The sequence below is a fragment of the Fibrella aquatica genome (assembly GCF_041321135.1).
Lineage (GTDB): Bacteria > Bacteroidota > Bacteroidia > Cytophagales > Spirosomataceae > Fibrella > Fibrella aquatica.
The window spans coordinates 518,407-534,143 of sequence record NZ_JBGGWF010000001.1 but is presented as its reverse complement, the minus strand read 5'-3'; the positions used below and the strand labels follow the sequence as shown (position 1 = coordinate 534,143).

Below are 15,737 nucleotides of genomic sequence, written 5' to 3'. Positions count from 1 at the left end.
TCGACTTAGTTTAAAACACGTGATATTCTGCCATCCGCAACATGTAGCGCATCAGATTTTGCAAGCGCCAGGTGACGCTATTCCGTCGCCAACTTAGATCGCCGGTATTATTGACAAAGGCGGTTCGATACAGATTCCATTCAAACTGCCACGATGTGCGCGGAATACTATTCATCATGATGGTATCGATCAGAAAATCCTGCTGACTCGGGTACAAATCGGTCGCGAACAGATCGGCAATAAAAGCCGTCAGCACCATTTCGCAGGTAATGGCCGGTGTGCCGGTGGGGTTGGTGGCGCTGGGTACGTTGGTGAATTCGACCTGGAGCGACGTGGCCCATGCCAGCAGATCGATGCCCATGTTGTAGCCGGGTTTCACTTCCAGCCACCGCCAGATCAGGGCATCGGTAAATTCGTTCCGCATGCCAATGGTGGTGGTATTGATCCAGTTTTTCGAGAGGCCTGTCTGGAAAAAAGGCTCGTACCCAAATACTGTTGGCTGGTCGATGGTATTCATCTGCAATTGCTCCATCCGCCACTGCATGAAGTCAGTCAGCTTCAGAAAAGCACTGTAGTCGGTGGTGATGTCGGGAATGGGCTGGTTGAAAAAACGGATAGAGCCAACAATCAATTCAGCAGGCGATTTCACGATACAACCGCGATTACTTTCCTCGAAAAAATGCTGGCTCGTCAGCAGTTTCACCACCACCGGCTGAATGGCGAAGTCATTGGCTGGCGACGCGAAAAAAGCGGCCAATGGCTCTATAATTGTTTCGTTCACCACAGCCGTCACCAGCGGATTCACGTACCAGCGATACAGCTTGCGGCAAATAAACGTCGCCGTTTGCGGGTGAGCCAGCAACATGGCAACCAGATCGACCAATTCTTCATCGCCGGCGGTTACCGTGTTTCGTCCCGTTATAATGGCGTTGTTGTAATGGCTCGAAAACTGTTTGTCTGTGGTATCATGCCTGTTTAAGGCAAAAACGGTTTCAAACGAGGTAGAGCCCGGTGTCCAGAAATTGGAGTACCCCCAACCGGTCAGCACACGGGCAGCGGCCTTGACGTCGTCTTCGGTATAGTTTTTATTTCCGTCGAAATCGACCGTGCCCATCGTAAACAGCTCCTGTAACTCACGGGCGTAGTTCTCGTTGGGGTTGCCAGCCTCGTTTTCGTTGCCGTTGAGAAACCGCAACATAGCCGGGTCTTTGGTTACGGCGATCACCAACTGCCGGAAATTGCCCAGGGCGTTGGTTCGTAACAGCCGTAGGTACCGATCAACAAACCGATAATCGTCCACTACTTCGCGGGTGGTTACGAAGTGGTTTTGCCAGAACATAGTCAGTTTATCGAGCAGCGCGGGCGTGCCCTGCCGGTGACTCATCAGGCCCAGCCACCATAACTTGATGGCGTAGCCAAAATGAAAATTCCGGTCGGCGTTAAATGGCTTGTCCAGGTACGTTTGACCGGCACCGGGCTGGGTAGAGTCCAGTTCAACGGGTGGGGGCGGATTGTATTGGCTGTTGGCAATCAGGGTTTGCACCGCCTGTGCCGCTGTTTGGCCAACCAGAGCAGTTATTTCGGCAGGTGTTGGCCCAAACGTAGCCCTTCGCAGCAGATGCGCCGCCGTTGCGCGGGTAAGCGGAACGGAATAAGGGTCCAAATCAGCCATATAACCAGAGTAGCTACCGTTACAGTGATATTGATCGAAAAAGGCTGACCACAAAAGAAAATGGATACAGCCATGCGTAGTGGCTTTTGCGTGTTAACATACCTGACTGTATCCACCAACTTACATGCCAGTTTTGGCTACTGGCGTGAATAAAGACTTTACTCAATCATATTATCAGGAACTAGTATACCCGTTAGGCGTCATAAAGCAATTTACGGTCTACTGTTGGCGGTAAAGAGCCACGACGCATCAGTTTCATGGCCGCCAGAGTGGCCCCAGCTCCGGCGCATTCGGCGGGTGAGCAACCATCGAGCCAGGCCGTCAGAAAACCGGCCCAATACGCATCGCCTGCCCCGGTAGCATCAACAACAGAAATAGATTTTCCAGGTGTAACCACTACATTTTCACCATTATTGGTCGATACAATACTTCCTTTAGCACCCAGTGTCAGGCAAACGAGTTTGGCCCCCATCTGGTGAAAATCGGCCCGAATCTGTTCCGGTGTTTGTGGCGATCCGTAGAGTCGTTCGGCATCGTCGTCGCTCAATTTCACCAACGTACCCAACGCGCAATACTCGGTCAACACCTGCCATGCGTTAGCGCGATCGGGCCAGATGCTGGGGGCATAATTGGCGTCGATACTGATCTGCGCCCCGGCAACAGAGGCCCGGCGGGCAGCATCGACAATCGTTTGCTGGGCAGGGTTACGACTCAGGGCAAAGCAGGTCGTGTGAAACAGAGCGGTCTGATCGAGCAGCTGATCGGGCAAATGATCAGGCTGAATCAGGCAGTCGGCGGTGCGGTAGGCAATAAAGTCGGGCGTTCCCTTCGTGCGCGACACCACAACAATACTCGTTGGATGCGCATCGGTAGTTACCACGTGGCTAACGTCGATGCCTGTTTCGGCCATTTTCTGCACTAGATAACGGCCCAGGTTATCATTACCGACACAGGCCACTAACGCCGCCTGATTACCCAACCGGGCCATGTTAGCCGCCATGTTGGCGGGCGACCCACCCTGAAAACGCGAGAAGTCAGCAGCATCGAGCAAGCTTTCGGAGAAAGTTTGGCCGATGAAATCAGCCAGCAATTCGCCAACTGACAGAATAAGTTGTTTCGTGGTAAGAATCATAGGTTGGAAATTGAAGAAGAAGCCCAACCAGCAGGCAGGGCTTCTTCTTTTAAAAGGTCATTACACTACGCTGTCATTAATAGTCATTACGCTTCGCTGTCATTTGTTGTCATTCATTGTATCTGCGATTAAGGACAACAAATGACAGCGAAGCGCAATGACTACCAATCTAAGCCGTTCGGGTTTCTTTTACCAGAAAGCACGATGCCGCCGCCGCCAACATGCAAACACCGGCCAGCACCAGCGCATTGCGCGGATCATCGCCCAGCCATGTTTTGTAGAACAAGGGCACCGTGAGCATGCCGATAAACTGAGGCACGCAGATGAAGCCGTTGAAAATGCCCATATACACGCCCATCCGATCTTTCGGAACGGCACCCGCCAGCATCAGATACGGCATCGACATGATAGAACCCCAGGCCAGCCCAATGATCGACATACCGGTCAGATAAATATATTTATCGTTGGATGTCAGGGTCAGGAAGAAACCGGCGGCTCCAAGGCACAGAAAGATTGCGTGTGTGGCTCGTGCACTGCCGATCACTTTGGCAATACGCGGAATGAAAATAGAGATAATGGCGCAGGATACACTAAAGGCCGCAAAGCAGAGGCCACCCCATTTGGTGCCTGCCTCGAAACCAGCCGGATTAGCAGCCGGGCTTGGGGCGTCGAACGCGTATTTCGCCACCGCCAGCGACAAAAACTGCCACATCAACGGCAATCCGTACCAGGTAAAGAACTTCACCCACCAGAGTTGTTTCATTACCGTTGGCATAGCCGAAAGCGACGCCAGCACTTCTTTAAACACCGGCAACATAAGCACCAGATACCCGCCTGCCATAACACCCATTCCCCAGGCCAGACCATTGGCCAAACCACCTGAACCATAGGCAAAACAAAACGCCAGAAAGGCCGCCCCAACCGTGAGGGCCAGATGCCAGAACGAAATTGATTTTTTCTCCTCCTCGGTAAACGTATGCGCTTGTTTATAACTCTCGTCCTGTGGCGGATACTCCTTCGTGGTGCGCATGGTCCAGAGAACGGCAATCACTATAGATACCCCGCCGATATAGAATGGGTAGCGCACCGAATTAGGAATTCCATTGGCCAGTTGCGATTCAGAAACCACCATCGAAATGCCGATCAGGGGGAGAATGTAGGGCATCACGTTGGCCAGGGTTTGCCCAAAACCAACAAAAAACGACTGCACGGCAAAACCCGTTGGCCGTTGTTTCTCGTTCAGCATATCGCCTACAAAGGCCCGGAAAGGCTCCATAGCGGAGTTCAACCCTGCATCGAGCATCCACATCAAACCAGCCGCCATCCAGACTGTCGACGAGTTAGGCATCAGAATCATAGCGATACTTCCGATCAGGGCACCGACCAGCACAAATGGCTTTCGCCGACCCCAAGTGGGCGACCAGCTTCGGTCAGAAACCGCACCAATAATAGGTTGCAGCAACAAGCCAGTGAGCGGGCCGGCCAGCCACAAACCCGGTATAGATGCCTCGTCGGCATTCAGATACCGGTAAATAGGACTCATGTTTGCCTGCTGAAGCCCAAACCCGTATTGAATGCCCAGAAAGCCGAAACTCATGTTCCAGATTTGCCAAAAACTCAGGGTCGGTTTTTCAGATTCTATAGCGGCAGAAGGCGCGCGTTCAGTTTGCATAGGTGTAATTTTAAAAAGACAATAATACGCAGACCATTGCATGATTCGGCGAATGAGTTGGGTTATTTCTTACCTTAGAAGGTATATTAGCCGTTTTCTATCCGCTGAGAGGTCTATCCATCCAGTAAGGTTCAAATTTCGTTTATTGTAAAGCACCCCTTATCTGCGACTCTTGTAGCTCATTCGTTATGTCATTTTTTACGTTCGTTTTCTCGCTTTGGCAGTTTGCCGCTGTGCCCCCACCAGCCGATTCAGCGGTGGTAGTCAGATCGGTGAAACTAGTGGGAAATGCACGTACCCAGGATCGGATTATTTTGCGCGAGATGGACATTCGCGTTGACGATACACTTCGGCGCGGCGAACTAGCCGGAAAAACCGCGTGGGACCAACGCAAAATCTGGAATACCAACCTGTTTATCTCCGTCGATGTCGTTGCCGTAGAAGATACCGCCGCTCAGCCCGGCTACCGCCCCATCGATGTAACCGTAACAATGAAAGAACGTTGGTACATCTTTGTTATTCCTATTTTTGAACTAGCCGACCGGAACCTAAACGAATGGTGGTATGACCGGGGCCGAGACCTGCGCCGAACCAACTACGGAGCCCGCCTTAGCTGGACAAATTTTACGGGCCGAAACGATAAGTTAACCGCATTGGCGCAGACCGGTTTTACTAAAAAATACATCCTCTCCTACAACCGGCCTTATATTGACAAAGCACAACGAATAGGCATTAACGCCGACTTTTTTTACGCAACTAACCGCGAAATCGCGTATCGCCCTTTTCTCGACAAATGGGAGTACATCCGGCCAGAAGGACTGACTAGCCTACGTAGTCGATTCATTTCCAGTTTGGCCGTAACCCAACGAAACGGTTTCTATAACTTCCACGAACTGGAAGTAAGCTATACCAACAACACCATTGCCGACACAGTGGCCAGCCTTAATCCCGACTATTTCTTGGACGGACGTACCCGACAACAATTCCTCACACTGAAGTATAACTATCGCTATGACCGGCGCGACAATGTAGCTTACGCCCTTCAGGGTACGTTGCTGACGGGATCACTGGCACACGCAGGCTGGCTACCCAAGGCCGACATGGTTCAGACTGATTTGTTGGTGGGTCTGAGTCGGTATTATCCGCTAAGCAAACGCTTTTTTGCCGCTCACACCGTTCGGCTTCGTAACGTGTGGTCACCCCGACAGCCCTACTACGGTATCAGAGGACTCGGCGTAGGCGACGACGTAATCAGGGGCTACGAACTTTACGTGATTGAAGGTAATCGGTACGGCGTGTTCCGAAATAATATCCGGTTTCGCCTGTTTGATGTGAAAAAAGAGTGGAAGTGGATTCCGATAAGGCAGTTTAACACCGTACCGATTGCGGCGTATTTATCGCTGATTGCCGATGCGGGCTACATAAACAGCACCATTGCCGAGCAATACCAGAGCCGATTAGCTAACCGCTGGCTCTACAGCACTGGCATCAGCCTCGATGTGGTTACGTATTATAATATGGTTTTCCGGTTTAGCACTGTGATGACTGCCCAGCGCGAAACTGGTTTTTTCCTCAACATTCAGCGTGAGTTGTAGTTTCGCAGTATGAAACACTTCTTTGTCTCCCTTTGCCTTGCACTACTGGCCGCAGCCTGTACCAACCGCCAGACTACAGACGCCACCAACAGTGCCGATTCGGCCCGCGTAGATTCTGTGCGCACAGAAACATCTACCAGCCTCCAACTTACGCCTACACTCACTAACCTCGGGTTAACTACCAACCACGACTGGCGACAGGTAAATATTGGCGACGATTTTGCTGTAGCCAAAGCCACCGAATCGGCCGAGTTGTTTGAGCAAGACGCCAACCACATCGGCTACACAAAAGAGTTTACCAATCTCGAATCCGTTGACTTTCAGTATTTTCAGGACAGCGGAAAGATTAATAAAATCCAGGTTGATCTTTACTTAAATTCAGCCGAAAGCGTAAATACATACTTGGCAGATCTCGTCCTGTATTTAACGACGCGGTATGGTACAGCTACTACTGTCGATGGCGTTACGACTTGGCAAAGCGGTAAAGTAGAACTAAAAAATGTATCGAAAGGAAAGGACTTCGGCCTAAAGCTGACGATAAAATGATTGGTACGCGGATAAAAGGGATTAAACAGATTGACGCGTTTTTTTTGATTTAAGCGGATACTTAGCTTGACGCAGAGCAAATCCATTTCAATCCCAAAATCCGCGTCAATCTGTTTAATCCCTTTAATCCGCGTACCCCATAAAAATCCGCGCAAATCTTTTTAAATCCCTTTAATCCGCGTACCGTTCCAAGCGTACCAATCATTTCGGGAAGGTAATTCGGAACGTAGTTCCCTGCCCCCTTTCGCTCTCCACGTCAATATGTCCGCGGTGGCTGGTAACAATGTTTTGCGTAGCGGTCAGGCCCAGGCCCATACCACTTTGCTTGCCTGTGAAAAAAGGATCGAACAGGCGCTGTATATTCTCGGGGGCAATACCACTCCCGTTATCGCGGATGATTACGCACACCTGCGCCTCGTCGAGGCAATGCGTATCGATCCATAATTTACCCTGACCAGGCTCCATAGCCTCTACCGCGTTGATTAAAATATTGGTCAGGGCCATACGTACCTGCTCAAGGTCGAGGGGTGCAATGCAGTCGTCTTCAGAAAAGTTGGTTATCAACTGCATCTGTTTCAGCTTAATACGATCGGCTACAAATCCGATGGTATCACGCACAACCGCATTGAGACTCTGAGGTTTTCGGTCCAGTTCGCGGGGCTTCGACGAGTTGAGCATGTCGGTAATCAGCGTGCTGATTCGCTCCACATTTCGGCCAATAATATCGGTATACAGTTGCGTTTCTTCCTGCCGGTCATCCAGTTCATCGCGTAGCTGATCCAGCGCCAGGCTCAGGTTCGTCAGCGGATTTCTGACTTCATGGGCAATGCTACGGGCCAGCTTACCCGTCATGGTTAGCTTTTCGGCAATAATCAGTTCCTGTTGTGCCTTTTTCTGTTCAGTAATGTCGCGTACAATACCCTGATACCAAACCGGCCGGCCAGCCGCATCGTCGACCGCCCAGACCGAGATCAGGCAAATGCGCTTGCGCCCTTCTTTGCTGACAATCGTTGTTTCGAAATCTTTAATCTGATTGAACTCCCGCACCGAAAACCGGAGTTGCCGCAGCGAGTCAAGCCGATCAAAAAGGCGGGCTGGATTTATTGTCAATAGTTCATCGCGGTCGTAGCCCAGCAGTTTCTCTACGGCAGGGTTTACATCGCGGAAGTGCATGTGACTATCGGCCACGAAGATGGCGTCGAATGAGCGTTCGAAGAGAGATCGATATTTTTTCTCCTGTTCAACCGATTTGGCCAGCGATTCGGCCTGCCGCAGGGCGTACCGAACACTGCGCCCCAGCAACTGAGCATCAATGCGGCCCTTAACCAGGTAATCGGAGGCACCAATGGCCATAGCCGAATAATCAATAGACTGGTCGTCTTGCCCCGTCAGTAAAATCATGGGCGACTGACAACCCGAATCGGTAGCTTCCTGAATAAGTTCAATACCGGTTCGCTCCCCCAACCGATAATCGATCAGATATACATCATACTCTTTGGCCAAAATGCGCTCGAGCGCTTCTTCATAGCCTTCCACCCAATCGAGCCGGAGGTTCCGGTTTTCGGGCACACTCATCAATGTCCGGGTCAGGATATAATCATCTTCGTCATCCTCGACCAGCAATACGCGGATAACCGTTGCTTTATCAGACACTTCGGGAGTTAGCAAAGTAGGGGCAGGGTTCATAACTGGTTGTTGAGCAAAATAATAAGCGTGAGTACTGTTAGCAACAGAAACCCAATAATAGGAAACAACTAACTGTTAATCTGGCAATTGAACAGTTTCCAGCCAGTAATATTTCAATGAATTAACCACTTCAACCAGCCTGTTGAAATTATGCGGTTTAACGATGTAGGAGTTAACTCCAATATCGTAAGTCTTCACAACATCGCCATTGGCATTCGAGGTCGACATCACTACAATCGGCAGGCGGCGCAGTCCTCTGTTTCCCCGGATTTCGGCCAAAGCCTGAAAGCCGTTTTTGCGCGGCATATTCAGATCAAGCAGAATAAGGCTTGGCGTAGGTGCATTTTCGATGGTAAATCCATTCTGGTGAGTCAGGTAATTCATTAAGTCCTCACCATCCTCAACAAACCTGACATTATGCCGAAATCCATTGTAACGAAGTGCCTCAATCATGAACAGCCTATCGTCGGGATCATCGTCTGCTATCAGAATTGTTTTAACCGTATTTGTCTTAATGTTCATCATAAAAAAGAGGAAAGTCCAGGTCACTGATCCAAAGGCTAAGTTAACGGATATAGCTAATCAGCATCACCGAAAACGAAGTTATTTAGCAGTAGACTTATGGTAGGGGTGTTGCTTCACTACGCCGAAAGTGTGGAACACGGTCCGCACCAATACGCTATATGCACTCACTCTCTAACACAAGAAGTACAATTTCTTTACTACTCAACTACCTGTTCAACAACTCTTTACATACACACGAACTTCCGAGATTCATAAACTGGCACAGATTTGTCTTTGTTACTATTTGTACCAATAGTTAAATGCGCTTTATCCAACTTTCACAACAAAGAATAACAACGTCATGAAAACATCCATCACAACACTCGCATTGGCCCTTCTTACAGCGGCTGGCATTTTGTCGAACAACACCGATGCGCAAGCCCAAAACCGGGTACGTACCGGTATTAAAGGTGGTTTGTCGGCCAGTACGCTTCAGTTCAATGAAGTTGACTTTTCGAATCGTAAAGAACGCATTGGCTTTCATGCCGGCGTATTCACACAGATTCCGGTTGGCTCGGCTTTTGCCATTCAGCCCGAACTGCTCTACGTCAATAAAGGCGCATCAACAGATTACCGTGCCCTTGGTCAAAACGGGGAAGCTTCTTTCAACCTGAATTACGTTGACCTTCCTGTATTGGCCACCTTCAAGCTGGGTAACGCTGTTGAGTTGCAAGCAGGCCCTTATGCGGGTTACCTGCTGAACTCAGGCTTTAGCACAACAGGAGCTGTAAACACAGGCCTTAGTCTGGGCACTGACCAGTTTAACCGGGTCGACTATGGTCTGGCAGGTGGCCTGAACGTGTATTTTGGTCAGGTTCTGCTTGGTGTTCGCTATACGCAGGGCTTACAACAAATTGCCAACACAACAGCTTCACGGGCCATCTTCGATAACGCTAAAAACGGCGTAGGTCTGCTATCGGTCGGTTACAGCTTTAATTAATTCGTTCTGGGCTTGATGCTTGGTATTTGATTAGTTCGCTGATCAAACACCAAGCATCAAGCCCGAAACTCATAAATGTATATCGTAAGCTTTCAGCTTGTTATACAGCGTCTTGCGGTCAATATTCAATACCTCGGCTGCTTTTGTTTTATTGTAGCCAGTTTTTTCGAGCACTTTTAGAATGGCAGCACGTTCAGCACTTTCTGATACTGATTTCAGGTTTCCTCCCTGCGTAGGTTGCTGCATGATAGGCGGTGAACCGGGGCGTATGGCATCAATTACAAATCCGGCCGATTCCTCTGGCGAAATGTATGTTGGCGACACAATCTCATGGGGGAGCACATCGACCGTGATATAGTCGCCCTGCGTTAACAGCACAGCCCTTTTCACCACGTTTTGCAGTTCACGGAGATTACCATGCCAGTAGTAGTCTTTGAACTTCTCTTTGGCGTCTTCGTCGAAACCAAGTACTTCTTTTTCCAGTTGCCGATTGGCTATTTCCAGGAAATGCTCGGCAAACATCATGATATCGGCTCGCCGCTCGCGAAGGGCGGGCAAATCAATACGGAATTCATCGAGACGGTGAAAAATATCTTCGCGGAAACGACCCTGCCGCACAGCGTCGCGCAGGTCTTCGTTGGTGGCACAAAGAATACGCACATCCACGTTGATGTCATTGTTCCCACCTACCCGTTTAATCTTGCGTTCCTGCAAAACCCGGAGTAGCTTAATCTGATTCTCGTAGGAAAGGTTTCCAATCTCGTCCAGGAACAACGTACCCCCGGTGGCAAATTCAAAGCTACCCATTTTGTCGGAAGTAGCCCCGGTAAAGGCTCCCTTCACGTGACCAAACAGTTCACTACCAGCCAGTTCTTTTGATAGCGCACCGCAGTCGATCGCCACAAAAGGTTTGTCTGCCCGCTTACTGCTCAAATGAATAGCATTGGCCACAAACTCTTTCCCCGTTCCTGTTTCGCCGGTAATAATAACCGACATATTGGTTGGGGCAATCAGCTCAATATGCTTCTGTAATTGTTCGGCGGCACGGCTTTTTCCGAATATAAATCGCTTGCCATTGGGAGCCAAATCATTGCGACCCGAACGCGAGGGCTTGGCCACCACCGTTTTTTCGGGCTCAACGGGACTCGCAGGTACTACCTTGGTGTTGGCAGTGCTTTTTTTGTCGAGAGCCCCTTTGATGGTGTACAGAATCTCGTCGGGCAACAGTGGCTTCGTCACATAATCGAAGGCCCCGTATTTGAGCGCCTGTACGGCAATACGCACATCAGAGTAGCCGGTGATAATAATCACAGCCGTTTGCGGGCTAAGCACCTTAATTCGCCGGAGCATTTCCAGGCCGTCGGTATCAGGAAGCTTAAAATCGCATATTACCAGATCATATGACTCTTTCCGAAGCAAGGCAAGGCCGTCTTCGCCGCGTTGCGCCGAAGCCGTTTTGTATTTCTGTTTCGACAGAAATCGCTCCAGTAAAACACATATGTCGTTATTATCGTCAATGATCAGGATTTTTTCCATAGAAAATACCCGATTCGGTAATTCCGTTTCGGGGTGGAAGGAGTGGTGGAAAGGCGTTGGTGCAACCGAAGCTACCTGATAGGATAGGCTGCTTTTTTCGGGATAAAACGTTGTTGTACTAATAAAGGTGCGGCTAAAGTTGTATAGACTCTAACGCCTGTTCGACTGTTTTACGAGTAAATGGTTTACCCATAAAATAATCGGCACCCTGATCGCTCGCGCGCTTACGTTCTGCCATGCCGTCGAAAGCACTAATCATCACCACCTTAGGGCTGTCTACCAAAGCCTGACCCGTTTTAATAATTGGCAACAGATCGAAGCCAATACCATCGGGAAGATTCAAGTCCAGAAAAATAGCGTCGAAGTGCTGACGGCTTAAACACTGACGCCCCTCTTCCAGAAAATGCGCACACGTGGGTTGGTATCCCAATCGGCGAAGCAATCCAGATAGTAGCAGGCAAATGTCAGCCTCGTCGTCTACTATCAAAACGTGCTTCGTAGTTGTCATAACTGTGTTGATGGCCGGTCGGAAGGTGTAATTGGTAACCGAACCCCCTACTCTTGCACCATTCATATTGCTATATTAAATTTTTATCTATTCGTTGTCAGTGTATTACTATAAAATATGATGCCTGATTTTCTTTACTCCTCTAATTACTTGCCTATGCGGTTATAAATGACCCTTATAGAAGCAGTTAGCCCTACGAATAAGGTTATGGTCACAAATAGCTATATGCCCACTCTTGACCTAGTTGGGGAAAAGTGTGGATTTGTTGCCTATATGCAAGACATAAAATGGGGAATACTTTCTACAATATGTTACCAATCACGATTTTTGAAAATCAATTGGCATACCCGTTTTCAAGGTTTATGTGCCTCATTTTCATCCTTTGAGGGAGAATTGAGGCCATTTTGACCATAATGCTGAACGAACTGGCACGGAATTTTCAAAAGGGTTATTCAGATTGCACATTCGCTTTCTGATTTACTCAACAACACGAACGTTATGGGAAACTTGCTGTACACTATTGCAGTGATCTTAGTTATCATCTGGGCACTTGGATTCTTCGGATTTGGTGGCTTTGGAATGGGTGGTTTGATTCACGCTTTATTGGTTATAGCCATCATAGCGGTTCTGTTTAGGCTGATTAGTGGGCGTGGCGTCTGAGGTGAGTAACCGTTGACGTAGTTCACTAATCGAACAGGCCACTTCAACATTGATTCTAAACAAATAGTACGTTTAGGTTTGGTAAGAGTTCGCTCTTATAGTTTCATTTTAGGTTAAGTACAAGTTACGGTGGGTACGGAATCCCTGCGTCAGTTTGAACGCAGGGATTTTTATTGGCTTTAAGTCAATAGTCGGTAGTCTATAGTCTGGAAAGTCGTTTTTAGTGTTGCTCACGCAGGCAAATTGCTCACGCGTAAGCAACACTAAAAACGACTTTCCAGACTATAGACTACCGACTATTGACTTTTTTAAAGACTCATCATTTCTTTGAACCGTATTGCCTGACGGCGGCTGATTTCGATTTTGTCGTTACTACCGCGCAACGTAACCAGTAAACCGCCGCTAAACCAGGGCTCGATTTTATCGATCCATTGCAGGTTAATAATGTGCTTGCGGTTGGCCCGGAAATAAGTAGCCGGATCGAGACGATCTTCCAGCGCATTAAGCGACTTGAGTACCAACGGCTTCTGATCGTCGAAGTACAGGCGCACGTAGTTTCCCATCGACTCGAAAAGGCGAACTTTGCCCAGTTTCACGAACCAACATTTCTCGCCGTCTTTCACGAACACCTGATCGTCTTCACCAAGCAGTTTGTTATGATCTTTAACCGCACCGGGCCTTTCAGCCACCGTGTTCTGGTGCAGTTCTTCCTCAACTCGATGTACTGCTTCGCTCAACCGCGACAGATCAACGGGCTTTAGCAGGTAATCGAGCGCGTTGAACTCAAACGCCTTGATCGCATACTCGTCGTAAGCGGTTGTAAACACCACCTCAGGCGCTTTGCCTTCAATAGCCTGTAATAGTTCGAACCCATTTTTACCGGGCATCTGAATATCCAGAAACAGTAGATCGGGTTGGAGTTCGTCGATCATTGGTAGGGCTTCGTCGGCATTGGCTGCTTCACCTACGATATCGACCTTCGGAAAGTTCTCGAGCAGGCGGCGCAGTTCATTGCGGGCCAACCGCTCGTCATCGATGATAATGGTTCTCATGAGGAACAGTGGACAGGTAACAGTTATTAGTAAACAGTTATCAGCGTACCTATCTACCCAAACCAAATCAGTGATTGGTCAGCTGGGTATGTTGATAACTGTTTACTGATAACTGTTAACTGTTCATTGATATATGGTTTCGTGGTCTGGTTTAAAAATACTGTCTGACTGTTGGGGAATCTGAACATCGGCTACCACAACGCCCGGTGCTTCCTGCGCGATGGTAAAATAGGCTTCAGAGCCGTAAAGCAAATTGAGGCGTTGCGTCGTGTTCTTCAACCCAAAACCGCCCGACGACGGATTATCTCCTGATTCAGCCTCTAACGTACCTGTATTTCGGATACGAATGTGTAGTTCATCGCGACCTGACGTGCCAGTGACAATGCGCCCAACCAGCTCAACAAATCCACCATTTACTGCCTTCGATACGCCATGTTTAATCGCATTCTCTACCAGCGTTTGCAACATCATGGGAGGCACTTGCCAGTAACTAGCCTGAGGATCAATGGTGACACGGCTATCCAGGCGCTCTTCGTAACGAACTTTCTCGAGGGCCAGATAGTCCTGAACAGTTTTAATCTCTTCGCGTAATTCAACGGTTTTGCGGCGATCGGCTAGCAACGAGTTGCGCAGAATATTGGAAAGCTGCGTTATGCCTAGCTGTGCTTTTTGCGGGTTTTCATAAACCAGCGCCCGAATACTATTTAGGGCATTGAACATAAAATGCGGGTTCAACTGCGACCGAAGCACCTTCGCTTCGGTTTCCCGGATCGATGATTTCAGCAGAATCTTTTCGATTTCGGCTTGCCGGGTACGTTCAACGTAATGGTAAGCCGTGTAACTCAGCACCCACGCCATCATGGTTTTAACCCAGCCCACCATGGTAGCCATGAAGAACGAAAGCCCATGCAACTGTAATGGCTGATTCAGCAACAGTTCAAGATCGATGGGTACGTTGATAACCGACATGATAAAAGCCAGCACCATGACCGACGCCAGCACACGGGGCACCAACTGAAAAAAAGGCAAACGTACCCATTTCCACCGCTGAATCGTGAGGCGATAGAGGTGAGTGAGGCTGATGCCCAGCATAATATCGGCGATGGCCAGGTAGAACATTTCCGGCTTAAACCCATCATCGATCCAATAGATGATGAAATCAACCATGATGAGTAACGTCCAGCCGACTATCTGGCAAAACCAGTATATCCGTTGTTTCGACATGCAAAAGAAAGCAGACCCGCAAGTGGTCTACTAACGAAACTACGCAACATTGCCCGAAAATGCTCTGGTTTGTGGGAAACCGCACTATGCGTGGATGAGCGGTTGAAAAAGTTGGTAGTCGTTAGTTTGGAAAGTAGATAGTCGGTAGTCGATAGTCTGGAAAGTCGTTTTTAGTGTTGCTTACGCGTGAGCAATTCTCTGGCGTAAGCAACACTAAAAACGACTTTCCAGACTATCGACTACCGACTTTCCAGACTATCAGAACGCATTCACCGCCAGCAGATGCGCTGTGTCGTTAGCTATATCTAGTGTAAACGAGGCCGTTTCCGATTGGTAGGTGAGTTTGTATAAGCACAGATTACTGTGCTCAAATTCATCCATGCGGGCCAGAGGCTTGTTAAGCAGCCACGAGAGCAGAATCCGCATAGCCCGCCCGTGCATGGCAACCAACACCGGCGATTCGTCGGTCTGGGCCATAATGTATTCTATGGCCGGGCGTTGACGGGCAACCACATCTTCAGGGCTTTCACCCTGCTCGGTGGGCATCGACGTATTTCCTGCCGACCAGTTTTCGATCAGGTTTCGGAAATAATCATCGGCCAGGGTATTTGGAATTTTGCCCTCCATAACGCCCCAACTAATTTCGTTTAGACCCGACAATTTCTCGAAGGGGATGCCCAGTTCGATAAAAGGCTCAACGGTTTGATAGGTACGTATGAGCGTGGAAGTATAAATCTTCGTAAACGCTACATGCTGATAGGCTTGGAAGAAGGCCATCGCCTGCGCTCGCCCCATGTCGTTCAGGTCGGCATCGACACCACTGCCCTGCACAACGCCTCTCCGATTGAAGTCGGTTTCACCGTGGCGAATTATATATATGTCTTTACGTGCCAAAGCGGTTGGTGTTACCCCCCGGGTAACCTAATTTGGCCGCGAAATTACGGATAAAT

The 15,737-nt window shown here is 49.0% G+C and carries 14 protein-coding genes; 4 read left to right on the top strand and 10 right to left on the bottom strand.

What is annotated here, in order from left to right:
* Positions 1-10: 10 nt before the first annotated feature.
* The 3 genes from ACAW87_RS01890 to ACAW87_RS01880 form a co-directional block, all read right to left on the bottom strand.
* Positions 11-1,672 (bottom strand): DUF1800 domain-containing protein, encoded by a 1,662-nt coding sequence (locus ACAW87_RS01890; RefSeq protein ID WP_370721449.1) that lies wholly within the window; start codon positions 1,670-1,672, stop codon positions 11-13.
* A 193-nt stretch (positions 1,673-1,865) separates the two neighbouring features.
* A complete protein-coding gene (locus tag ACAW87_RS01885) occupies positions 1,866-2,804 on the bottom strand; it encodes a carbohydrate kinase family protein (protein ID WP_370721448.1) in 939 nt (312 codons plus the stop codon).
* 169 nt (positions 2,805-2,973) lie between these two features.
* Positions 2,974-4,476, bottom strand: coding sequence for an MFS transporter (locus ACAW87_RS01880; RefSeq protein WP_370721447.1), 1,503 nt, complete (start codon positions 4,474-4,476; stop codon positions 2,974-2,976).
* 188 nt (positions 4,477-4,664) lie between these two features.
* Between ACAW87_RS01880 and ACAW87_RS01875 the strand changes: the two genes are divergently transcribed.
* Together ACAW87_RS01875 and ACAW87_RS01870 are read left to right on the top strand one after the other, a co-directional pair.
* Entirely contained in the window at positions 4,665-6,071 is a 1,407-nt protein-coding gene (locus ACAW87_RS01875; RefSeq protein ID WP_370721446.1) for a BamA/TamA family outer membrane protein, read from the top strand.
* Between the two features lie 9 nt (positions 6,072-6,080).
* Positions 6,081-6,617: a hypothetical protein gene (locus ACAW87_RS01870; RefSeq protein WP_370721445.1), complete on the top strand. Its 537-nt coding sequence runs from the start codon at positions 6,081-6,083 to the stop codon at positions 6,615-6,617.
* Positions 6,618-6,818: 201 nt separating this feature from the next.
* Here the strand turns inward: ACAW87_RS01870 and ACAW87_RS01865 are convergent, their stop codons facing one another.
* Together ACAW87_RS01865 and ACAW87_RS01860 are read right to left on the bottom strand one after the other, a co-directional pair.
* Positions 6,819-8,303, bottom strand: a complete 1,485-nt coding sequence (locus ACAW87_RS01865) for a hybrid sensor histidine kinase/response regulator (protein ID WP_370721444.1) — start codon at positions 8,301-8,303, stop codon at positions 6,819-6,821.
* 75 nt (positions 8,304-8,378) lie between these two features.
* The gene (locus ACAW87_RS01860; RefSeq protein ID WP_370721855.1) at positions 8,379-8,825 is read right to left on the bottom strand and encodes a response regulator; all 447 of its coding nucleotides are present in this window, start codon (positions 8,823-8,825) and stop codon (positions 8,379-8,381) included.
* 343 nt (positions 8,826-9,168) lie between these two features.
* Between ACAW87_RS01860 and ACAW87_RS01855 the strand changes: the two genes are divergently transcribed.
* Entirely contained in the window at positions 9,169-9,807 is a 639-nt protein-coding gene (locus ACAW87_RS01855; RefSeq protein WP_370721443.1) for a porin family protein, read from the top strand.
* 69 nt (positions 9,808-9,876) lie between these two features.
* On the opposite strand, the gene ACAW87_RS01850 is transcribed toward ACAW87_RS01855, so the two are convergent.
* On the bottom strand, positions 9,877-11,343 hold the full coding sequence (locus tag ACAW87_RS01850) for a sigma-54-dependent transcriptional regulator (protein ID WP_370721442.1): 1,467 nt from the start codon (positions 11,341-11,343) through the stop codon (positions 9,877-9,879).
* A 133-nt stretch (positions 11,344-11,476) separates the two neighbouring features.
* Entirely contained in the window at positions 11,477-11,851 is a 375-nt protein-coding gene (locus tag ACAW87_RS01845; RefSeq protein ID WP_370721441.1) for a response regulator, read from the bottom strand.
* Positions 11,852-12,349: 498 nt separating this feature from the next.
* Between ACAW87_RS01845 and ACAW87_RS01840 the strand changes: the two genes are divergently transcribed.
* A complete protein-coding gene (locus ACAW87_RS01840; RefSeq protein ID WP_207332037.1) occupies positions 12,350-12,511 on the top strand; it encodes a lmo0937 family membrane protein in 162 nt (53 codons plus the stop codon).
* Positions 12,512-12,819: 308 nt separating this feature from the next.
* On the opposite strand, the gene ACAW87_RS01835 is transcribed toward ACAW87_RS01840, so the two are convergent.
* The 3 genes from ACAW87_RS01835 to ACAW87_RS01825 all read right to left on the bottom strand — a co-directional run bounded on the left by ACAW87_RS01835 (position 12,820) and on the right by ACAW87_RS01825 (position 15,681).
* Positions 12,820-13,563: a LytR/AlgR family response regulator transcription factor gene (locus ACAW87_RS01835; protein WP_370721440.1), complete on the bottom strand. Its 744-nt coding sequence runs from the start codon at positions 13,561-13,563 to the stop codon at positions 12,820-12,822.
* Positions 13,564-13,686: 123 nt separating this feature from the next.
* The gene (locus ACAW87_RS01830; protein WP_370721439.1) at positions 13,687-14,787 is read right to left on the bottom strand and encodes a sensor histidine kinase; all 1,101 of its coding nucleotides are present in this window, start codon (positions 14,785-14,787) and stop codon (positions 13,687-13,689) included.
* Positions 14,788-15,045: 258 nt separating this feature from the next.
* Positions 15,046-15,681, bottom strand: a complete 636-nt coding sequence (locus tag ACAW87_RS01825) for a histidine phosphatase family protein (protein ID WP_370721438.1) — start codon at positions 15,679-15,681, stop codon at positions 15,046-15,048.
* Between the last annotated feature and the right edge of the window lie 56 nt (positions 15,682-15,737).